The 21,450-nt window shown below is 73.4% G+C and carries 17 protein-coding genes; 11 read left to right on the top strand and 6 right to left on the bottom strand.

Annotated elements, in window-relative coordinates; all coding sequences use genetic code 11:
- Positions 1 to 42: 42 nt before the first annotated feature.
- The 5 genes from AB0424_RS27305 (at position 43) to glgB (ending at position 9,122) form a co-directional block, all read left to right on the top strand.
- Complete coding sequence (locus AB0424_RS27305; RefSeq protein ID WP_366309208.1) at positions 43 to 984, top strand: NmrA family NAD(P)-binding protein; 942 nt, start codon at positions 43 to 45, stop codon at positions 982 to 984.
- A 419-nt stretch (positions 985 to 1,403) separates the two neighbouring features.
- Positions 1,404 to 3,389 (top strand): alpha-1,4-glucan--maltose-1-phosphate maltosyltransferase, encoded by a 1,986-nt coding sequence (locus AB0424_RS27300; RefSeq protein WP_366309207.1) that lies wholly within the window; start codon positions 1,404 to 1,406, stop codon positions 3,387 to 3,389.
- Positions 3,386 to 5,080 carry a maltose alpha-D-glucosyltransferase gene (treS, locus tag AB0424_RS27295; protein WP_366309206.1) on the top strand — a complete coding sequence of 565 codons (1,695 nt, stop codon included), beginning with the start codon at positions 3,386 to 3,388 and terminating at the stop codon, positions 5,078 to 5,080. Before AB0424_RS27300 ends, treS begins: the two co-directional genes overlap by 4 nt.
- A 246-nt stretch (positions 5,081 to 5,326) precedes the next feature.
- Complete coding sequence (locus AB0424_RS27290) at positions 5,327 to 6,676, top strand: maltokinase (RefSeq protein ID WP_366309205.1); 1,350 nt, start codon at positions 5,327 to 5,329, stop codon at positions 6,674 to 6,676.
- Between the two features lie 178 nt (positions 6,677 to 6,854).
- The gene (glgB, locus tag AB0424_RS27285) at positions 6,855 to 9,122 is read left to right on the top strand and encodes a 1,4-alpha-glucan branching enzyme (RefSeq protein WP_366309204.1); all 2,268 of its coding nucleotides are present in this window, start codon (positions 6,855 to 6,857) and stop codon (positions 9,120 to 9,122) included.
- On the opposite strand, the gene AB0424_RS27280 is transcribed toward glgB, so the two are convergent.
- The 4 genes from AB0424_RS27280 to AB0424_RS27265 all read right to left on the bottom strand — a co-directional run bounded on the left by AB0424_RS27280 (position 9,109) and on the right by AB0424_RS27265 (position 12,853).
- Positions 9,109 to 11,358: a UvrD-helicase domain-containing protein gene (locus AB0424_RS27280; RefSeq protein WP_366309203.1), complete on the bottom strand. Its 2,250-nt coding sequence runs from the start codon at positions 11,356 to 11,358 to the stop codon at positions 9,109 to 9,111. The two genes, glgB and AB0424_RS27280, sit on opposite strands and share 14 nt — an antisense overlap.
- 156 nt (positions 11,359 to 11,514) lie before the next feature.
- Entirely contained in the window at positions 11,515 to 11,853 is a 339-nt protein-coding gene (locus AB0424_RS27275; protein ID WP_366309202.1) for a thioredoxin domain-containing protein, read from the bottom strand.
- Between the two features lie 5 nt (positions 11,854 to 11,858).
- Positions 11,859 to 12,275, bottom strand: a complete 417-nt coding sequence (locus AB0424_RS27270) for a MerR family transcriptional regulator (protein WP_366309201.1) — start codon at positions 12,273 to 12,275, stop codon at positions 11,859 to 11,861.
- Positions 12,276 to 12,328: 53 nt separating this feature from the next.
- Complete coding sequence (locus AB0424_RS27265; RefSeq protein ID WP_366309200.1) at positions 12,329 to 12,853, bottom strand: Lrp/AsnC family transcriptional regulator; 525 nt, start codon at positions 12,851 to 12,853, stop codon at positions 12,329 to 12,331.
- A 67-nt stretch (positions 12,854 to 12,920) separates the two neighbouring features.
- Here AB0424_RS27265 and AB0424_RS27260 point away from each other — a divergent pair, with 67 nt between their 5' ends.
- Complete coding sequence (locus AB0424_RS27260) at positions 12,921 to 13,817, top strand: NAD-dependent epimerase/dehydratase family protein (protein WP_366309199.1); 897 nt, start codon at positions 12,921 to 12,923, stop codon at positions 13,815 to 13,817.
- The gene (locus AB0424_RS27255) at positions 13,817 to 14,737 is read left to right on the top strand and encodes an aldo/keto reductase (protein ID WP_366309198.1); all 921 of its coding nucleotides are present in this window, start codon (positions 13,817 to 13,819) and stop codon (positions 14,735 to 14,737) included. Before AB0424_RS27260 ends, AB0424_RS27255 begins: the two co-directional genes overlap by 1 nt.
- 73 nt (positions 14,738 to 14,810) lie before the next feature.
- Here the strand turns inward: AB0424_RS27255 and AB0424_RS27250 are convergent, their stop codons facing one another.
- Complete coding sequence (locus tag AB0424_RS27250) at positions 14,811 to 16,163, bottom strand: cation:dicarboxylase symporter family transporter (protein ID WP_366309197.1); 1,353 nt, start codon at positions 16,161 to 16,163, stop codon at positions 14,811 to 14,813.
- A gap of 198 nt (positions 16,164 to 16,361) precedes the next feature.
- On the opposite strand from AB0424_RS27250, the gene AB0424_RS27245 reads away from it, so the two are divergent.
- From AB0424_RS27245 to AB0424_RS27230, 4 genes are all read left to right on the top strand, one after another.
- Positions 16,362 to 17,993: an ATP-binding protein gene (locus AB0424_RS27245; RefSeq protein ID WP_366309196.1), complete on the top strand. Its 1,632-nt coding sequence runs from the start codon at positions 16,362 to 16,364 to the stop codon at positions 17,991 to 17,993.
- Complete coding sequence (locus tag AB0424_RS27240) at positions 17,990 to 18,685, top strand: response regulator (protein ID WP_366309195.1); 696 nt, start codon at positions 17,990 to 17,992, stop codon at positions 18,683 to 18,685. The genes AB0424_RS27245 and AB0424_RS27240 overlap by 4 nt, the downstream gene beginning before the upstream one ends.
- Before the next feature lie 146 nt (positions 18,686 to 18,831).
- Positions 18,832 to 19,440 (top strand): helix-turn-helix transcriptional regulator, encoded by a 609-nt coding sequence (locus tag AB0424_RS27235; protein ID WP_366309263.1) that lies wholly within the window; start codon positions 18,832 to 18,834, stop codon positions 19,438 to 19,440.
- Between the two features lie 32 nt (positions 19,441 to 19,472).
- The gene (locus tag AB0424_RS27230) at positions 19,473 to 20,213 is read left to right on the top strand and encodes a tyrosine-protein phosphatase (protein WP_366309194.1); all 741 of its coding nucleotides are present in this window, start codon (positions 19,473 to 19,475) and stop codon (positions 20,211 to 20,213) included.
- A gap of 39 nt (positions 20,214 to 20,252) precedes the next feature.
- On the opposite strand, the gene AB0424_RS27225 is transcribed toward AB0424_RS27230, so the two are convergent.
- Positions 20,253 to 21,317 (bottom strand): helix-turn-helix transcriptional regulator, encoded by a 1,065-nt coding sequence (locus tag AB0424_RS27225; RefSeq protein WP_366309193.1) that lies wholly within the window; start codon positions 21,315 to 21,317, stop codon positions 20,253 to 20,255.
- Between the last annotated feature and the right edge of the window lie 133 nt (positions 21,318 to 21,450).

The raw sequence follows: 21,450 nt of genomic DNA, 5'->3' as shown, positions 1-21,450 counted from the left end.
ACACGACAGCGGCGACAGCCTATCGAAGGGCCTCGAACACACATGTCCAGTGAGATTCCGATGCGGGTGGCGGTGGTGGGCGCGACCGGCTTCCAGGGCGGTGCGGTGACCCGACTCCTCGCCGAGCGGCAGCACCGGGTGCGGGCCCTGACCCGGCGGCCGGAGGCCGACCGGCCGCCGGTGCCCGGTGCGGTGTTCGTCGCCGGCGACCTGGGCCGGCCGGCGGCGGTGCGGCGGCTGTTCGACGGGACGACGCACGCGTTCGTCACGATGCCGCTGGTGTACGACGCCGGCCGGGTGGAGGCGTACGCGCGGCATGTCGCCGAGGCCGCGCTCGCGGCGGGGACGCTGCGGCTGGTGTTCAACACCAACACGCGGATACCCCCGGGTCCGACGGCGGTGCCCGCCTTCGAGACGCGGCGGCTGGCGGAGCGGGTGCTGCGGGAGAGCGGGGTGCCGCTGGTGGTGATCAGGCCGCCGGTCTACCTGGACAACCTGTTCTCGCCGTGGAACGGGCCGGCCCTGGTCGACGAGGGCGTGCTGGCGTATCCGCTGCCGGAGGGGGCGCGGACGGCGTGGCTGTCGCACCGCGGCCTGGCGGAGGCGGCGCTCGCGGCGCTGACGCGGGAGGGCGTGGAGGGCCGGACCTTCGACATCGGCGGCGAACGGTCCCTGACGGGCGGCGAGCTGGCGACGGCGTTCGGCCGGGCCCTGGGGCGCGCGGTGCGGTACGAGGAGCTGGATCCGGCCGTCTTCGAGCACGGGGTCGCGCAGCTTCTGGGCCGGGAGACGGCCGCCGGGGTGGCCGGGATCTACCACCACCTGGCGACCGGCGCGGACCCGCTGCTGATGGCGGGCGACGACGGCCGCTCGGCGGGGTCGCTGGCGGTCCGGCCGGCGCCGGTGGAGGAGTGGGTGGCGCGCCAGCCCTGGCAGGTGTGGGCGACGGACACGGAGGAACCGGACGCCCCACCGCACGTCTGACGCCCGCGCCGCCCCACCGTGCCCGCGGGGACCGCGTCGTGCCGCCCCGTCACCGGTGCCCCGTCGGCCTCGGTGATCGCCGGGAAGCACGGCCGGAAACCGAGCCCCGCCCCTACAAAGGCGGGGCTCGTTTCTTGTCCGGCCCACGTGCTTGCCGGTCCGGCTACGCCCGAGTAGTTAACAAAGCGCCGGATTGCCCGCCCGGGGACGGTGGAAGGCTCCTGCGGTACACACCCCGAAACCGTCCCCCGTGACCCCCGTACACACCGTGGACCCCCGTACTCCCTGTGGACCCGCCATCCGAGTGAACGCGGACAGGAGCGGCCATGCCCGCAACCCGCCGGCCGTCGACGGAGCTAGAAAGAGCGCACCACCACCCGCACCCCCGTAACCCGTCAGGTGATGCTGTGAATCCGCTCATGGGACGCATTCCCGTACTGGACGTACGCCCGCTGGTCGACTGCGGCCGCCGCCCCGCGAAGGCGGTCGCCGGAGAGACCTTCGAGGTGACGGCGACCGTCTTCCGCGAGGGCCACGACGCGGTCGCCGCCAATGTCGTGCTGCGCGGCCCCTCCGGTCGCCCCGGCCCCTGGACCCCGATGCGCGAACTGGCCCCCGGCACCGACCGGTGGGGTGCCGAGGTCACCCCGGACGCCGAGGGCTCCTGGACGTACACCGTCGAGGCGTGGAGCGATCCCGTGGCCACCTGGCGCCACACGGCGAGGATCAAGATCCCGGCCGGGATCGACTCCGAACTGGTCCTCGCCGAGGGGGCCGAACTGCACGAGCGGGCCGCGAAGGGCGTCCCGAAGAAGGGCGGCGGGCGCGAGGCGGTGCTCGCGGCGGCGGACGCGCTGCGCGACCCCTCCCGGCCGGCCGCCGTCCGGCTCGCCGCGGCGCTCGCGCCCCGGGTCGTCGAGTCGCTGGAGCGCCACCCGCTGCGCGAACTCCTCTCCTCCTCACCCGCGTTGCCGCTCCAGGTGGAGCGTGAGCGGGCCCTCTTCGGCTCCTGGTACGAGTTCTTCCCCCGCTCGGAGGGCGTGCGGACGGTCGAGGGCCGCACGGTGCCGGGGAACTTCCGCACCGCGGCCGAACGCCTGCCGGCGATCGCGGCGATGGGCTTCGACGTGGTGTACCTGCCCCCGGTGCACCCGATCGGCGAGACGCACCGCAAGGGCCCGAACAACTCCCTGTCGGCGTCGCCGAACGACGTGGGCGTGCCGTGGGCGATCGGCTCGCCGGAGGGCGGGCACGACGCCCTCCACCCGGACCTCGGGACCTTCGAGGACTTCGACGCCTTCGTGGCGCGGGCGCGGGAGCTGCGGCTGGAGATCGCGCTGGACTTCGCGCTCCAGTGCTCCCCGGACCACCCGTGGGTGGAGAAGCACCCGGAGTGGTTCCACCACCGTACGGACGGTTCGATCGCCTACGCGGAGAACCCGCCGAAGAAGTACCAGGACATCTATCCGATCGCCTTCGACCGGGACATGGACGGGATCGTCGCGGAGACCGTGCGGGTGCTGCGGTTCTGGATGGACCACGGCATCCGGATCTTCCGGGTCGACAACCCGCACACCAAGCCGGTGGTGTTCTGGGAGCGGGTGATCGGCGAGGTCAACGGCGCCGATCCGGACGTGGTCTTCCTGGCGGAGGCGTTCACCCGGCCGGCCATGATGCGGACCCTGGGGGCCGTGGGCTTCCAGCAGTCGTACACGTACTTCACCTGGCGCAACACCAAGGAGGAGCTGACGGAGTACCTGACCGAGCTGTCCGGGGAGACGGCCGCGCAGATGCGGCCGAACTTCTTCGTGAACACCCCCGACATCCTGCCCGCCTACCTCCAGGAGGGCGGCCGGCCCGCGTTCGCGGCGCGCGCGGTGCTCGCCGCGACGCTCTCGCCGTCCTGGGGCATGTACGCCGGGTACGAGCTGTGCGAGAACGCCCCGCTGCGGGACGGCAGCGAGGAGTACCTCGACTCGGAGAAGTACGAACTCCGGCCGCGCGACTGGGAGTCGGCGGAGCGGGCGGGGACGACGCTCACTCCGCTGATCACCGCCCTCAACCGGATCAGGCGCCGCCACCCGGCACTCCGACGCCTGCGGAACCTGTCGTTCCACGAGACGGACAACCCCCAGGTGATCGCGTACTCGAAGCGCTCGGGTTCGAACATCGTTCTGGTGGTCGTCAACCTCGACCCGCACCACACCCAGGAGGCGACGGTCTCGTTGAACATGCCGGAACTCAGCCTCGACTGGCACGAGACCGTGCCGGTGCGCGACGAGCTCACCGGCGAGACCTATCACTGGGGCAGGGCCGCTTACGTGCGCCTAGAGCCGGGCGTCACGCCCGCGCACGTACTCGCCCTGCGACCGTCCCCGCAGACCGGAGGGTCACCCACATCATGACTGTCAACGAGCCCGTCCCCGACACCTTCGAGGACACCCCCGCCAAGGACCGCGACCCCGACTGGTTCAAGCGGGCCGTCTTCTACGAGGTCCTCGTCCGCTCCTTCCAGGACAGCAACGGCGACGGAGTCGGCGACCTCAAGGGCATCACGTCCAAACTGGACTACCTCCAGTGGCTGGGCGTGGACTGCCTCTGGCTTCCGCCGTTCTTCAAGTCCCCGCTGCGGGACGGCGGCTACGACGTCGCCGACTACACCTCGGTCCTCCCGGAGTTCGGCGACCTGGCCGACTTCGTCGAGTTCGTGGACGCGGCGCACCAGCGCGGGATGCGCGTGGTCATCGACTTCGTCATGAACCACACGAGCGACCAGCACCCGTGGTTCCAGGAGTCGCGGCGCGACCCGGAGGGACCGTACGGCGACTACTACGTCTGGGCCGACGACGACAAGCAGTACGCGGACGCACGGATCATCTTCGTCGACACGGAGACCTCCAACTGGACCTTCGACCCGGTCCGCAAGCAGTACTACTGGCACCGCTTCTTCTCGCACCAGCCGGACCTGAACTACGAGAACCCGGCGGTGCAGGAGGAGATCCTCTCCTCGCTGAAGTTCTGGCTGGACCTCGGGATCGACGGCTTCCGGCTCGACGCGGTGCCGTACCTGTACCAGCAGGAGGGCACCAACTGCGAGAACCTCCCGGCCACCCACGCCTTCCTCAAGCGGGTCCGCAAGGAGATCGACGACCACTACCCGGACACGGTGCTGCTCGCCGAGGCGAACCAGTGGCCGGAGGACGTCGTCGACTACTTCGGCGACTTCCGCTCGGGCGGCGACGAGTGCCACATGGCCTTCCACTTCCCGGTCATGCCGCGGATCTTCATGGCCGTGCGGCGCGAGTCGCGCTACCCGGTCTCGGAGATCCTGGCGAAGACCCCGGAGATCCCCTCCGGCTGCCAGTGGGGCATCTTCCTGCGCAACCACGACGAGCTCACCCTCGAGATGGTCACGGACGAAGAGCGCGACTACATGTACGCCGAGTACGCCAAGGACCCGCGGATGCGGGCCAACATCGGCATCCGGCGCCGTCTCGCCCCGCTCCTCGACAACGACCGCAACCAGATGGAGCTGTTCACCGCGCTGCTCTTCTCGCTGCCGGGCTCCCCGGTGCTGTACTACGGCGACGAGATCGGCATGGGCGACAACATCTGGCTGGGCGACCGCGACGGGGTCAGGACCCCGATGCAGTGGACGCCCGACCGGAACGCCGGCTTCTCCTCCTGCGACCCCGGGCGGCTCTACCTGCCGACCATCATGGACCCGGTCCACGGCTACCAGGTGACGAACGTCGAGGCCGGGATGGCCTCCCCGTCCTCGCTCCTGCACTGGACGAAGCGCATGATCGAGATCCGCAAGCAGAACCGGGCCTTCGGCACGGGGACGTACACGGAACTCCCGGCGTCCAACCCGGCGGTGCTCGCCTTCCTCCGGGAGGACGGCGACGATCTGGTCCTCTGCGTGAACAACTTCTCGCGGTTCGCGCAGCCGACCGAGCTCGACCTGCGCCGCTTCGACGGCATCAGGCCGGTGGAGCTGATCGGCGGGGTGCGGTTCCCGGCCATCGGCCAGTTGCCCTACCTCCTGACCCTTGCGGGACACGGCTTCTACTGGTTCCGTCTCAAGAAGGGCTGACCGAGGGTCGGTTCGGATTCGTCCGGGGTGGGACGGTTTTCACCCGTCCCACTCTGGGCACTGTGACCCACACACGTTCGAGGCCACGATTCAGGTCCATCCGGGCCCACTTGGCGGACCCGTACGGATCTTCCCTTTCCGACACGTCCCGCACATCCGGACAGCCACAGCCGCAATCCGGGACACTCTGCGCATTTGAAAGCACACGAAACCCAACTGCGCGCCCCGGGGAAAGGACGCGATGCCATGCCGGAGACCGCATCCACCACCCGGGCCCCGGACGCCCTCCTGCCGTCCCTCGCCCCCCTGCTCCACGAATGGCTGCCACGGCAGCGCTGGTTCGCGGGCAAGGGCCGCCGGGTCACCGGATTCACGCTGGACGCGGCCACCGAGCTGCTGCCCCTGGACGGCACGGGCCCCGGCCTCCTCCACCTCCTCGTACGGGTCGAACAGCCGGGACGCCCGGCCGGGGCACCCGCCGACTGCTACCAACTCCTCCTGGGCGTCCGCAGCCAGCTGCCGCCCCGCCTCGCCCCCGCCCTGATCGGCCGGATCCGGCAGGGCCCGCTCGCCGGACGGGCCGTCTACGAAGGGCTGCGCGACCCGCGGCTCGCCGGACTCCTCTACGAGCGGCTGCGCACCCCGGGCCCGACGGGCCCGCTGCGCTTCCACGCCACCGCCGCCCTGCCGGCCGCGCTCGCCCCCCGCATGCTCGACGCCGAGCAGTCCAACTCCTCGATCGTCTACGGCGACGCGTTCATCCTCAAGATCTTCCGCCGGGTCAGCCCCGGCGCCAATCCGGACCTGGAACTCCCGCTCGCCCTCGGGCGGGCCGGCTGCGAGCGGGTCCCGGCACCGGTCGCCTGGTTCGAGTCCGGCGCCTCCACCCTGGGCGTCCTCCAGCCCTATCTGCGCGACTCCCGGGACGGCTGGCGGCTCGCGCTCGACGCGCTCGCCGACGGCCGCGAGTTCACCGGCGAGGCGCGGGCCCTCGGCCGGGCCACCGCCGAGGTCCACCTCGCCCTCGCGGAGGCGCTGCCCACCCGGCGGCTGGAGCGGGCCGAGACCGAGCAGCTGACGGCCGCCATGGACCGGCGGCTGCACGCGGCGGCTCAGGCGGTCCCCGCGCTCCTCCCCCACGTGCCCGGTCTGCGGGCCGTCTTCGCGGCGGCGAGCGGCGCGCCCGGCACCGGCGTCCTCCAGCGCATCCACGGCGACCTGCACCTCGGGCAGACCCTCCGCGGGTCCGACGGCGGCTGGGCGGTCATCGACTTCGAGGGCGAGCCGGCGAAGCCGCTCGACGAACGGCGCGGCGTGCAGCCCACCGTCCGCGACGTCGCCGGCATGCTCCGCTCCTTCGACTACGCGGCCCGCACCCACCGCCCGTGGAACGCCGACTGGGCGGCCCGCTGCCGCGCCGCCTTCTGCTCCGGTTACGCCGAGGCGTCGGGCGCCGACCCGCGCACCGACCCCGCGCTGCTGCGGGCCTACGAGACCGACAAGGCCGTCTACGAGGTGGTCTACGAGGCCCGGCACCGCCCCGACTGGCTCCCCGTCCCCATGTCCGCCATCCAGCGCCTCGCCGCCGCCCCGTGATCCCCGCCTCCCCTCCCCGCCCCGGCGGGCGGACCCGTTCGGAGCAGGTGCGGACCGGTCCGCCGCGGCGTCTGCCAGGGGGAACGGGGAGGGGCCCCGTTCGGCCGAGTGTCCCGGCGCCGCGTCGCGGCGTTGCCCATCCGTACCCCCGTTCCCCCCGCCCCTCAGGAGGCTCCCGGTGACCGCCCGATCCGCAGGCAAGACGTCCCGTACCAAGAAGACGCCCGCGCCGGACCGGACCGCGGTACGCGAGGCGCCACCGCTCGACCCCGGTGACCGGGCCCGGCTGCTGGCCGGCGAGCACCACGACCCGCACGCGGTCCTCGGCGCGCACCCGGTCCGGGGCGGCGTGGTGGTGCGGGTGCTGCGGCCGTTCGCCCGCGAGGTGACGGTCGTGACGAAGGGCCGCCGCGTCCCGCTGCGCGCCGACGGCGACGGCCTCTTCTCCGGTCTGCTGCCGCTGCTACGCAAGGTCCCGGCCTACGAGCTGCGCGTCCGGTACGAGGAGGGCGCGGACGAGATCGCCGTGACGGACCCGTACCGCTTCCTGCCCTCCCTGGGCGAGCTCGACCTCCACCTCATCGGCGAGGGCCGGCACGAGGAGCTGTGGACGGCGCTCGGCTCGCGGGTCATGACCCACGAGGGCGTCGCCGGCACCCGGTTCGCCGTGTGGGCGCCGAACGCCCGGGGCGTCCGGGTCACCGGCGAGTTCACCTGCTGGGACGGCACCGGACTGCCCATGCGGTCGCTGGGCTCCACCGGCGTGTGGGAGCTGTTCGTGCCGGGGATCGGCGAGGGCGCCGTCTACAAGTACGACATCACCCGCCCCGACGGTTCGCACACCGTGCGCGCGGACCCGATGGCCCGGCGTGCCGAGTGCCCGCCGAACACCGCCTCGGTCGTCACCGAGGCGCACCACGTCTGGGACGACGCGGAGTGGATGGCGCGGCGCGGGGCACGGCCGCACCACGAGGCACCGCTGTCGGTGTACGAGCTGCACCTGCCGTCGTGGCGTCCCGGGCTGTCGTACCGGGAGCTCGCCGAGCAGCTGCCGGCGTACGTGCGCGACCTGGGCTTCACGCACGTGGAGTTCATGGCGGTCGCCGAGCACCCGTTCAGCGGGTCCTGGGGCTACCAGGTGACCGGCTTCTACGCGCCGACGGCCCGGATGGGCACGCCGGACGACTTCCGGTACCTGGTGGACGCGCTGCACGGGGCCGGGATCGGCGTCCTGATGGACTGGGTTCCGGCGCACTTCCCCAAGGACGACTGGGCGCTCGCGGAGTTCGACGGACGCACGCTGTACGAGCACGAGGACCCGCGCCGCTCGCACCACCCGGACTGGGGGACCCTGGAGTTCGACTACGGCCGCAAGGAGGTGCGGAACTTCCTGGTCGCCAACGCGGTGTACTGGTGCCAGGAGTTCCACATCGACGGGCTGCGGGTGGACGCGGTGGCGTCGATGCTCTACCTCGACTACTCGCGGGAGCACGGCGAGTGGCTGCCGAACGAGTTCGGCGGCCGGGAGAACCTGGACGCGGTGGCCTTCCTCCAGGAGATGAACGCGACCGTGTACCGGCGCTGCCCGGGGATCGTGACGTTCGCCGAGGAGTCCACGGCCTGGGACGGCGTGACGCGGGCGACGGACCAGGTGGGCCCGGGCGGCTTCGGCGGCCTCGGCTTCGGCATGAAGTGGAACATGGGCTGGATGCACGACTCGCTCGGCTACGTCGGGAAGGAGCCGGTGCACCGCAAGTACCACCACCACGAGATGACCTTCTCGATGGTCTACGCGTACAGCGAGAACTACATCCTGCCGATCTCCCACGACGAGGTCGTGCACGGCAAGCGGTCCCTGGTGTCGAAGATGCCGGGCGACTGGTGGCAGCAGCGGGCGAACCACCGGGCCTACCTGGGCTTCATGTGGGCCCACCCCGGCAAGCAACTGCTGTACATGGGGCAGGAGTTCGCCCAGGGTGCGGAGTGGTCGGCGGAGCACGGACCCGACTGGTGGCTGCTCGACCCGGCGTACGGGGCCGAGGCCGACCACCGGGGCGTGCGGGACCTCGTGCGGGACCTCAACACGGTCTACGCGGCGACCCCGTCGCTGTGGGAGCGGGACACCTCGCCGGAGGGGTTCGAGTGGATCGTGGGCGACGCGGCCGAGGACAACGTCTTCGCGTTCCTGCGCCACGACGCCTTCGGCTCGCCGCTGCTCGCCGTCTCGAACTTCTCGCCGGTCGTCCGCCACGACTACCGGCTCGGCGTGCCCGACGCCTTCGCCGCGTGGGCGGAGGTCCTGAACACGGACGCGTCCCGGTACGGCGGCGGGGACGTGGTCGGCACCGACCCGGTGAAGACCGAGTCGGTGCCGTGGCACGGCCGTTCGGCCAGCCTGCGGATGACGCTGCCGCCGCTGGCGACGGTCTGGCTCAGGCCGGCGTGACGCCCGCCGGGCGGATGATCCCCATGCGCTGAGTGGCCCGGGTCAGCGCCACGTACAGGTCGTTGACGCCGTGCGGGGCGGCGGCCCGCACGGCGTCCGGGTCGACGACCAGGACGGTGTCGAACTCCAGGCCCTTGGCCTGCCGGGGGTCGAGCAGCACGACGGGCCGCGTGAGGTCCGGCTTCGGCCCGTGGGATGCGTCCGGGAGCGCGGCGACGAGCCCGGGGTGGAGGGCCGGCGGGGCGATGACAGCGAGCCGGCCCTCGGCGCGGGCCTCGGCGGCGACCGCGTCGGCGGCCTCCTTCACCGGGTCCTCCACCGTCCGGTCCCAGGGCTCCACGCCGGTGGAGCGCACCGAGCGGGGCGGCTCGAACCCGGGATCCGCGGCCCGCCGCACCTCGGCCGCGACGGCCATGATCTCGGCGGGCGTGCGGTAGTTGACGCCGAGCCGGACGTGGTCCCAGCGGTCCTCGACGTACGGGCCGAGGATGCTCTCCCAGGCGCCGACCCCGGCCGGGTCGCCGGTCTGGGCGGGATCGCCGACCAGCGTCATGGAGCGGCTGGGGCTGCGCCGCATGAGGAGCCGCCAGGCCATCGCGGAGAGCTCCTGCGCCTCGTCGACGATGATGTGCCCGAAGGCCCAGGTGCGGTCGGCGGCGGCGCGTTCGGCGGCGGTCCGGTGGTCGGCCTCCTCGTGGCGCTCGGCGAAGCGCTCGGCGTCGATGATGTCGTGCGCGGAGAGGACCTCGGAGGCGTCCTTGTCGAGCTCCTCCTTGTCCTCGAACTCGTAGGTGCGGGAGGCGAAGGAGACGTCGAGGACGCCCTGCGCGTACTGGATCTGCTTCTGCCGCTCGGCCTCCTCGGCGGCCCGGGCGGCGGAGTCGTCCTCGCCGAGGAGTTCGGCGGCCTCGTCGAGCAGGGGCACGTCGCCGGGGGTCCAGGCTCCGCCGTCGCGGCGGATCGCCGCGGCGTCCGCCTCGGGGAGGTGGGTGGGCTCGGCGAGGTAGTCGGCGAGGAAGTCCTGCGGGGTGAGCGCGGGCCAGAGGGTGCCGATCGCCGCGTACACGTCCGGGTTGGCGGCGATGCCCTTGGCGAGCAGCGCGATGTCGTCGGGGCCGAGGAAGTTGGGGCCGCCGTAGGGGTCGGCGCCGATGCGGTCGGCGAGCTGTTCGGCGAGCGCGTCGAGGATGCGGAAGACGAAGTAGGGCCGGGCGAGGTTGTGCGGGAGGGCGGTCTCGCGGGCCTTGTGGCGGGCCTCCAGGGCCATGTCCCAGTCGATGACGAGGTCGCCGTCGTCGTGCGGGACGATCAGCGGCTCGCCGCGCTCGGGGACCTGCTGGCGGTCGCGGACGGCGGCGGCGAGCGCGTCGGCCATGGCGGCGGAGCCCTTGACGGCGGCGGCCCGGGGGGTGTCGGTGCCGGTGGCGCGGACGCCGGGGAAGAGCTCGGCGGGGGTGGCGAGGAGAACGCCGGTCTCGCCGAGGGAGGGCAGGACGTTGCCGATGTAGCCGAGGAAGGCCGGGTTGGGGCCGACGATGAGGACGGCCCGCTTGGCGAGCTGCTCGCGGTGGGCGTAGAGCAGGTACGCGGCCCGGTGCAGGGCGACGGCGGTCTTGCCGGTGCCGGGGCCGCCCTCGACGACGAGGACCCCGCGGTGCGGCGAGCGGATGATGGCGTCCTGCTCGGCCTGGATGGTCTGCACGATGTCGTGCATGCGGCCGGTGCGTGCGGCGTCGAGCGCGGCGAGCAGCACCTCGTCGGCGTCGCGGCTCTCGTGGCCGGTGCGGGTGGCGTCGGCGAGGTCGAGGACCTCGTCGTGGAGCGCGACCACGGTGCGGCCGAGGGTGGTGAGGTGGCGGCGGCGGGTGAGGCCCATCGGCTCGTACCCGGTGGCGAGGTAGAAGGGGCGGGCGACCTCGGCCCGCCAGTCGACGACGAGCGGGGTGCGGTTCGGGTCGTCCTCGCGGATGCCGAGCCGGCCGATGTGGTGGTCGCGGCCGTCCTTGAAGACGAGCCGGCCGAAACAGAGTCCGCTCTCCCCGGCGTTGAGCGCGGCGAGCAGGCCGGACTGCTCGGCGACCAGCACGTCCCTCTCCAGCCGGCCCTGGTTGCCGCCGACTCCGGGCGTGCGCAGGGCACGGTCGACGGCGGCTTCGGCCTGGTCCCTGAGGTCGTCGAGCCGTGCGTACAGATCGGTGATGAATTGCTGCTCTTTCCGAAATTCCTCGGTTGACAATTCGACTCCCGGCGCGATACAGTGCGTTTATTGAACTTCTCCGCGTCGTCGGCATGTCCGGACACGGAATCCTTGAATATACGCGACACAATGCCCCGACTGTCAATTCTAGTCGGGGCATTTCCGTATGTCCTTCCGCCGGAAAGCGGGCGGGCCTCAGCCCAGCGCGGCCTCCAGCTCCGCCAGGAGGCGCCGCTTCGGGCGGGCCCCGACGAGGGACGCCACCGGCTCGCCCCCGCGGAAGAGCATGAGGGTGGGGGTCCCGAGGACCCCGTACCTCAGGGCGGTTCCCGGGTTGCGGTCCACGTCCATCTCCACGATCCGCAGCCGCGCCGCCTCCTCGGCGGCGATCGCGCCGAGCACCGGCCTCATCTGCCGGCAGGGTCCGCACCACTCCGCGGTGAACTTCACCAGGACCGGCAGCCCCGCTTCGAGCACCTGCGTGCCGAAGTCCTCGTCCGTGACCTCGGCCACGGCCTCGCCGTACGTCGTCATCCCCGTCACCTCTCCGTCTCCCGTCCCGCCGTCGTGTCGAGTTCGCACCGGGGCTCCGGGCCGTGCGGCAGCTCCGCCTCGGCCCGCAGCAGCTGCGCGCCCACCTGGTCGCGTACCGCCCGGAGCTGCGCGATGAGGCCGTCCAGCTCGGCGACCTTCCGCCGGTAGACGGCGATCGACGCGGGACAGGCGTCCCCCGCCGGGTGGCCCGCGCGCAGGCAGTCGACGAACGGCCGCGTCTCCTCCAGCTCGAACCCGAAGTCCTGCAGGGTCCTGATCTGCCGGAGGAGCCGCAGGTCGTCCTCGTCGTAGGTGCGGTACCCCTGCTCCGTGCGCCGGGGGGTCAGGAGGCCCCGGGACTCGTAGTAGCGCAGAGTCCGCGTGGTCGTCCCGGCCCGTTCGGCCAGCTCTCCGATGCGCATGGACCGACCGTAGGGCTTGACGTCGGCGTCAGGGCAAGGGGCCGGGCGGAAGGTCAGGCGCGCGCGGGCGGGAGGAGCGGTTTGCGGACCACCGGGGACGACAGGACGATCGAGGTCGTGGTCCGGCCGAGCGCCGAGGTCTGCTCCAGGACCTCCTCCAGGTGGATCGTGTCGGCGACGGCGACCTTGAGGATCCAGCAGTCCTCGCCGACCACGTGGTGCACCTCCATGACCTCCGGGCGCGCGGTGAGCTCCAGGGTGCGGGGGTGCTTGAGGGTGTAGCCGCCGTGCGGGTCGACCCGGATGAACGCCTGGATGCCGTACCCGAGCCGGGCCGGGGAGACGTGGGCGCCGTAACCGGTGACCGCCCCGCACGCCTCCAGGCGGCGGACCCGTTCGGTGACGGCCGCGGGGCTGAGCCGGACGCGGCGGCCGAGCTCGCTGAGCTTGATCCGGCCGTCGGTCTGCAGGAGCTCCAGGATCTGCCGGTCGATGGCGTCGAAAGCGCTCGCCGTCGTTTCGTCGGCGCCGGCGCGCGCATGCCGTGGTTCCTTCGGCGGAACGGCCCGGACTCCCATGTCTCCCCCTTCATCCGGCGGGCGCACAACGTAACACTTGACCCCGGAAGCAAGGGAGTTGGGATTCATGGACATTCTGGTCATCGGCGGGAACCGGTATTTCGGAAAGCGGCTCATCGCGCTGCTGCGGGAATCCGGGCACCGGATCTCGGTGCTCAACCGGGGTTCTTCCGGGACCCCGGAGGGAATCGAGCGGCTGGTCGCCGACCGCGACGACGAGGCCGCCCTGGAATCCGTTCTCGCGGGCCGCTCCTTCGACGTCGTCGTGGACCAGGTCTGCTACACCCCGCGCCAGGCGGAGATCGCCCGACGGGTCTTCGCCGGACGCACCCGGCGCTATGTGATGACCTCGACGGTGGAGGTGTACGCGGACGAGGACTCGGCCGTGCCCGTCGCCGAGTCGGCCCTCGACCTGGGCGCGGTGACCGTCGACACCGGCCTCGCGTGGGACGACCCGGAGTTCCGCGAGGCGCACTACGGGGAGGGCAAGCGGCAGGCCGAGGCGGTGTTCGCGGCCGGCTCCCCCTTCGCCTGGGCGTCGGTGCGGGTGGCGCACGTGCTGGGCGGCGCGGACGACTTCACCGGCCGGCTCGACCACTACGCGCGGCGCATCCGCGCGGGCGAGCCGATCGCGGTGCCGCCGGTGAACCACCCGGCCACGTACGTGTACGTGGAGGAGATCGCCGCCTTCCTCGCCTGGGCGGTCGGGGCGGAGTTCACCGGGCCCGTCAACGCCCACTCCCACGGCCCGCTCATCACGGCCGACCTCTGCGCCGAGATCGAGAGGCGGGTCGGCGGCCGGACGGTGTTCGAGGAGGTGGAGGTCGGCGAGGTCTCGCCGTTCTCCTTCGCCCGCTCCTACGGCATGGACAACTCCCGTGCGGAGAAGCTGGGTTACTCCTTCGGCCACTCCCGCGAATGGCTCGCCCGGGCCGTCGCCGAGACCGTCGGGGCGGTGCGCTGATGCGGTACGGGGCGCTGGGGGACGTCCGGGTCTCGGCGATCGGGCTCGGCACGATGCCGCTCTCCATCGAGGGGCGGCCGGACGAGGCCCGCGCCGTCGCCACCGTGCACGCCGCCCTCGACGCGGGGGTGACCCTCCTGGACACCGCCGACTCCTACCACCCGCCGGGCGGCGCGCCGGGCGAGGGCGAACTGCTGGTCGCGCGGGCCCTGGCCTCGTACGGCGGCGGCACGGACGGCGTCCTGGTGGCGACCAAGGGCGGCCGGGGGCGGACCGCGGACGGCGGCTGGACCGTGGACGGCCGGCCCGCCCACCTGCGGCGGGCGGCGGAGGGCTCGGCGCGGCGGCTCGGCGGCGACGCGATCGGGCTCTACCAGCTCCACAAGCCGGACCCGGCCGTCCCGTACGCCGAATCCCTGGGCGCGATCAAGGAGTTGATCGACGCGGGCACGGTGCGGCTCGCGGGGGTCTCGAACGTCGACGCCGGGCAGATCCTGCTGGCCCGCGAGATCCTGGGCGACCGGCTGGTCTCCGTGCAGAACCGGTACTCGCCGGCGGTCCGGGAGAGCGAGGCGGAGCTGCGGCTCTGCGCGGAGCTGGGGCTCGCCTTCCTGCCGTGGAGCCCGCTCGGCGGGATCTCCCGGTCCTCGCTGGACGGGACGTCCGCACGGGAGGAGGACCCGGAGTTCGGCGCCTTCCACCGGGTGGCCCGGGCGCGCGGGGTCAGCCCGCAGCGGGTGGCGCTCGCCTGGCTGCTCGCCCGCGCGGAGACCGTGCTGCCGATCCCGGGGGCGAGCCGGCCGGAGACCGTACGGGACTCGGCGGGGGCGGCGGAGCTGGTCCTGGACGGCGCGGAGCTCGCGGAGCTGGACGGCGCGGCGGCGACCGGGCCGGACCGCGCTCCGGCGGCGCGCGCGTGAGAAGGGCGGCCCACGGGGGGCCGCCCTTCTCCCGGGGCCCGGATCCGGCTCAAGGCCCGGGACCCGGGGTCCGTCAGACGCCCGCGCGCGCCTTCTCCTCGCCGTCCTCGGCCCGCTGGTCCGGGACGGCGGCGGGGGCGTGGTCGTCGACCAGGGTCCGCTCGTCGAAGGGGACGCGGCCCGCGAGGACCTCGGCGGCCCGCTCCTTGTCGATCTCCTTCGTCCAGGTGCCGACGAGGACGGTGGCGACGGCGTTGCCCGCGAAGTTGGTCAGGGCCCGCGCCTCGCTCATGAAGCGGTCGATGCCGACGATCAGGCCCACCCCGTCGACCAGCTCGGGCCGGTGCGACTGGAGGCCGCCCGCGAGGGTCGCGAGCCCCGCGCCGGTGACGCCCGCCGCACCCTTCGAGGCGATGATCATGAAGACGAGGAGCGAGACCTGCTCGCCGAGCGAGAGCGGGTCGCCCATCGCCTCGGCGGTGAAGAGCGAGGCCATCGTCAGGTAGATCGCGGTGCCGTCGAGGTTGAAGGAGTAGCCGGTCGGCACGGTGATGCCGACGACCGGCTTGGAGACGCCCAGGTGCTCCATCTTCGCGATGAGCCGGGGCAGCGCCGACTCCGAGGAGGAGGTGGAGAGGATCAGGAGGAACTCCCGGCCCAGGTACTTCAGGAGGGACCAGATGTTGATCCCCGCGACCAGCCGCAGGAGCGCCCCGAGGACGATGAAGACGAAGAGTCCGCAGGTCAGGTAGAAGCCGATCATGATGACGGCGAGCGACTTGAGGGCGGCGGCACCGGTCGCGCCGACGACGGCGGCGATCGCGCCGAACGCGCCGACCGGGGCGGCCCACATGATCATGCCGAGGATGCGGAAGACGAGCCGCTGGATGTGGCCGATCCCGCGCAGCACCGGCTCCCCGGCCGTCCCCATGGCCTGGAGGGCGAAGCCGGCGAGCAGCGCCACGAGGAGGGTCTGGAGGACCTCGCCGCCGGTGAAGGCGGAGACCAAGGTGGTGGGGATGATCCCGAGGAGGAAGTCCGGCGTGGACTCGCTCGCGCCCTCGGCCTGCTTGGCGCCGGCCTCGGCGATCTCCTTGGTCAGGTGGAGTCCGGAGCCGGGCTCCAGGAGGTTGCCGACGACCAGGCCGATCGCGAGCGCCACGGTCGACATCACCAGGAAGTAGCCGAGGGCGAGGCCGCCGACGGCGCCGACCTTCGCGGCCTTCCGGACGGAACCGACGCCGAGCACGATCGTGCAGAAGATGATCGGCGAGATCATCATCTTGATCAGGTTGACGAAGCCGGTGCCCAGCGGCTTGAGCTCGACGGCGACGCCCGGGGCCAGGAACCCCACCGCGATGCCGAGCAGGACGGCGCCGATGACGGCCAGATACAGATAGTGGGTACGGTCCCGGCGTGCGGCCACGGGGTCCTCCTCGTGCTGGTGGGTGTCCACGTCCCGGTGGACTCCGCGACTATCCACCAGCCTGTGACCCGGGTCACGGTTGCGTGCGTTTCGTTCACGACCCGGGCCCCAGGCGGGGGACAACCCGGACAAGCGGGAAGAGAACGATTCGGGAACGCGCCTGCCGGCCCGCCCGCCCGGCCGTGCACACTTACCCGCATGCGTCTCCCCCTCCCCCGCCCCCGCAGCCTGGCCGGCCAGCTCTTCGCCATGCAGGTCGTGCTGGTGGCCGTCGTCGTGGCGGGGTGCGCGGTCTTCGCGTACGTCACGGACCGGGCGCAGGCCGAGGAGACCGCCCGGCGGCAGTCCACGGCGACCGCGGCGGCCGTCGCCGACTCCCCCGCCGTGGCCGCCGCAGCCCGCTCCGCCGACCCGACCGCCGTCCTCCAGCCGTACACCGAGTCGCTCCGCCGTCACGCGGACGTCGCCTTCGTGGTGATCATGGCCCCCGACGGCACCCGCTGGACCCACCCGGAGCCCGAGCAGATCGGCCGCACCTACCTCGGCCACATCGCGCCCGCGGTGGCGGGCCGCACCTACTCCGAGACCCACCTCGGCGTCCTCGGGCCCTCCGTCCGGACGATCGCGCCCGTCTACGCCGACGGCCGGGTCGTCGCCCTGGTCAGCGCAGGCATCACCATCGAGCGGATCAGCGCGCAGGTACGGGAGCAGGTGACCGCGCTGCTCGGCATGGCGGGCGCGGCGCTCGCGCTCGGCGGCGCGGGGACGTACGTCGTCAACGCCCGGCTGCGCCGCCACACGCACGGGATGAACGCCACGGAGCTGAGCCGGATGCACGACTACCACGAGGCCGCGCTGCACGCGGTGCGCGAAGGGCTCGTGATGCTCGACGGCCGGCGCCGGATCGCCCTGATCAACGACGGGGCCCGCGAACTGCTCGGCCTGGACGACGCCGTCGTCGGCCGGCCCGCCGCCGAACTCGGCCTGCCCGCGCCCCTGACGGGGGCGCTGCTCTCCTCCGAGCCGCGCGTCGACGAGACGCACCTGACGGCCGACCGGGTCCTCGTCGTCAACACCCGGCCGGTGGTGGGCGGCGAGCAGCGCGGCACCGTCGTCACCCTCCGGGACCGCACCGAACTCCAGGCGCTCTCCGGCGAACTGGACTCCGAGCGCGGGTTCACCGAGGCCCTGCGCTCCCAGGCCCACGAGGCGGCGAACCGGCTGCACACCGTCGTCTCGCTCATCGAACTCGGGCGGGTGGAGGAGGCCGTGGAGTTCGCCACGGCCGAGCTGGAACTCGCCCAGGCGCTCACCGACCGGGTCGTCGACGCGGTCGGCGAGCCCGTCCTCGCCGCCCTGCTGCTCGGCAAGGCGGCCCAGGCCAACGAGCGGGGCGTCGAGCTGGTCCTCACCGAGGACAGCCGCATCGACGACGGCCGGGTGCCGGCCGCGCTGCCCTCGCGCGACCTGGTGACGATCCTCGGCAACCTCATCGACAACGCGGTGGAGGCCGTCGGCGGCACCCCCCACGCCCGCGTCGCCGTCACCGTCGCGGCCCGGACCGGCGACGGCGAGCTCCTCCTGCGCGTCGGCGACAACGGTCCCGGCGTCCGCGCCGGCGACCGCGACGCCGTCCTCGGCCGGGGCTGGTCCACCCGGGGCCCGGGCCGGGGCCTCGGCCTCGCCCTCGTCGGGCAGGCCGTCTCCCGCGCCTCCGGCACCCTGACCGTCGCCGACGGCCCGGCCGGCGGCGCGGAGTTCACCGTACGGCTGCCGCTGCCGGACCCGTCCGCCCCGGCGGACCGCTCCCCCGCGGAGGTGACCGCGTGACCGCCGCCCCCCTGCGGGTCCTGGTCGTCGAGGACGACCCCGTCGCGGCCGACGCCCACGCGCTGTACGCGGAGCGGGTCGAGGGGTTCACCGTCGTCGGGGTGGCCCACTCGCGGGCCGCCGCCGTGCGGCTCCTCGACCGGACGCCGGTCGACCTGATCCTGCTGGACCTGTACCTGCCCGACGGCCACGGCCTCCAACTGCTGCGGGCGCTGCGGGCGGCCGGGCACGCGGCCGACGTGATCGCCGTGACCTCGGCCCGCGACCTGGCGATCGTCCGCGAGGGCGTCTCGCTCGGGGTCGTCCAGTACGTCCTGAAGCCGTTCGCCTTCGCCACGCTCCGGGACCGGCTCGCGCGGTACGCCGAGTTCCGGGCGGCGGCCGGGGAGGCGTCCGGGCAGGACGAGGTGGACCGTGCGCTCGCCGCGCTGCGGGCCCCCCACCCGGCCACGCTCCCCAAGGGCCTCAGCGCCCCCACCCTGGAGTCCGTCACCCGCACCCTGCGGGACACCCCGGCCGGGCTCACGGCGGCCGAGGCCGGGACGGCGGTCGGCATCTCCCGGATCACCGCCCGCCGCTACCTGGAGCACCTGGTGACCGAGGGCCGGGCGGTGCGGGCGCCGCAGTACGGGCAGATAGGGCGGCCCGAGCTCCAGTACCGCTGGCTCGACGGCAGGCCCCGCGGTTACTGACCGGTTCCGACGTTCCTACGACGTCGCATATTTGGGCGAACACACCGTAGCCACCCGTCACCGTCCGCACCTACGTTGACCGGGTGCACCAACCCTCCCCTCCCTTCGACGCCCCGGCCGCGCGCCGGCTGCGCGAGGGCCTCGGCATGGCCCACGGACACGTCGCCTACGGCCTGCGCGCGCAGTACGGCCTCCTCGTCACCCCCGAGACCGTCGCCTCCTGGGAGCGCGGCCGGGCCGTCCCCACCGAACAGGAGCTGACCGCGCTCGCCGGCGTCCTGTGGTGCTCCCCCGCCGAACTCATCGCCGTCGCCACCACCCTCCGCGAACACCGGATGGCCCGCGGGCTCACCGCCGAGGACCTCGCCCGCCGGGTGGGCGTGGCGGCCGGCGCGTACCAGCGGATGGAGGACGAGGGGCAGTGGCGCGGCACCGAGCGCCAGACCGCCGCGCTCGCCGAGGCCCTCGGTCTGAGCCCCCGGGCCCTGGTCACCGCGACCGGCGGCGACGAGCGCCTCGCCGAGCTGCTGCGCGACGCCGCCACCACCCGCTGGCAGGCTTACGTGAAACCGGCCGTGAAGATCCTGCCGCTGCCCCGGCGCACCCTGGAGGCCGCGCTCCAGCGGCTCCACACCGACTACCACGCCCGGATGGCGGCCACCGGCAGCTGGGGCGCCTCCGGCGGGACCGGCGACGAGGGCCGGGCCTACCTGGACGGGATCAGCGGCCACTTCTGGACGGCCGTGGGTTCCTAGATCGTCGTGTACCCGGACCGTAGATTGGCCCCGTGAGACGACACATACCGTTCGAACGACTCCACAACTTCCGTGACCTGGGCGGCTATCGGACCGCCGACGGCGGGACCGTGCGGTGGGAGACCCTCTACCGCTCCGACTCCCTCGCCAAGCTGACGGACGCGGAACCCTCCGATCTCCAGCGCTTCCGGGCGCTGGCCGTGACCACCGTGATCGACCTGCGCTACCCGTGGGAGATCGCCGCCAAGGGCCGCCTGCCGGAGACCGAGGACGTCTCGTGGCACAACCTCTCCATCGAGCACCGCCCTTACGACCAGGCGGAGATCGACCCCGACGTCGACCCGTGGCGCTACCTCGCCGACCGGTTCGCCGAGGTCGCCGAGGACGGCGCGGAGGAACTGCGCACCGCCCTGGAGGTGATCGCCGCCGCCGACGGGCCGCTCGTCTTCCACTGCGCCTCGGGCAAGGACCGTACGGGCCTGCTCGCGGCCCTCGTCCTCGGCCTCCTGGACGTCCCGGACGAGGAGATCCTCGCCGACTTCGCCCTCACCGAGCTGGCCACCGAGCGGCTGGTCGCCGACTGGCGCGCGACCCACCCGGGCCGCGAACTCCGCTGGCCCGGATACGGCCGCGCCCCCGCCGACGTCCTCCGCCTCTTCCTCGCGGACCTGCGCGACCGGCACGGCTCCGTCCACGGCTACGTCACCGGCCACGTCGGCCTCGACCCGGCGGTGATCGCCCGGCTCAGGTCCCGCCTGGTGCAGGCTCCCTGACGAGGTCGCCGCGGGACCGCACCGCGACGGGGCCGGCCCTCACCCCCTTCGGTCGAAGTCGAAGAGCTGGCCCGCCGCGTCCGGTGCGCACGGCGCCTGGGCGAGTCTCGCCCAGGCGGCCGAGCGGTCGCCGACGACCGTGACGCAGCTGCCGGGCGTGGCGGAGCCGACCGGCACGATCCGGTACCCCTCGACGGGCGAGCCGTACGGCTCCAGGGCGAAGTCCTCCACCCGGCTCGGGTCGGCGCACTCCGAGTCCTCGAACGCGGCGCCCGGAACGCGGCCGCCGGAGGGTATCCCGGAGCAGCCGGGCCCGTAGTCGGGATGGTCCGAAACGATCCTCCACCGGCCTCCGCCCCGCTCCTCCAGCGAGTACAGCGGCACCCCCGCCCCGGCGCACGGCACCTGGTGGACCTGCCCGCTCCGCGCCCCGCGCCGCTCGCCCAGGCAGTAGTCCGTGCCGGCCACCCGGACGCGTACGTCCCCGGCCGCCGGCGCGGTGACCGTGCGCGGCGGGTGCCCTCCGTGCCCGTCCCGGAGCACCGCGACGACGCTGACCCCGGCCAGCACGAGCCCGGCCGACGCGACCACCGCGACGAGCGCCCTCCGTATCCGGCCGCGCGGCGCGGGGCGGCCGGGTGCGGCCTCCGCCGTCCCCGCCGCCTCGCCGGGCCAGGCGGGCACGACCGGCCCCTCCACGGCCTCGGTCCCGTCCCCCGGGTCCGTCTCGTGCTCGTGCTCGTGCCCGTACTCGTGCTCGTCCCTGACCGCGGGCACGTCCTCGGGCGGCGGCTCCGGCTCGCCGGTCGGGGGCGGGCGGCGGCGTGCCAGCTCGTCCCTGACCGTGCGCCAGGTCTCCAGCTCCCCCGGCGGAAGGCCGCAGGCGCGGGCGAAGGCGGCGAGGAGTTCGTCGCGCGGCAGGGTGGGGCGGGTGAGCATGTTGGCCACGGTGGAGCGAGGCAGGACGTCGCCGCTCGCCTCCGCGCGGGCCGCGAGTTCGCGATAGGTCAGGCCGGACCGGTCCTTGAGGTCCTGCAGCAGCGCGAGGAACTCGGCGGTGCTCCGTGCCGTGCGCGGGTCAGGGGCCCGTTCCCCCGGCGTCATCCGCCACTCCCCCCTCCACCGGACAGGCTTGGGACATGTCCGGGACAGGCCCCAAGCCTTGTTGATCGCCGGTCCGGACTCAAGAGTGGATCCCGGCAATTCCGCGGGCCGGACGACGGCCCGCACGCACGAG

The organism is Streptomyces sp. NPDC051180 (genome assembly GCF_040689545.1).
Taxonomy (GTDB): Bacteria; Actinomycetota; Actinomycetes; order Streptomycetales; family Streptomycetaceae; genus Streptomyces.
The sequence above is the reverse complement of the archived record's forward strand: the minus strand, read 5'-3'. Positions and strand labels throughout refer to the sequence as shown.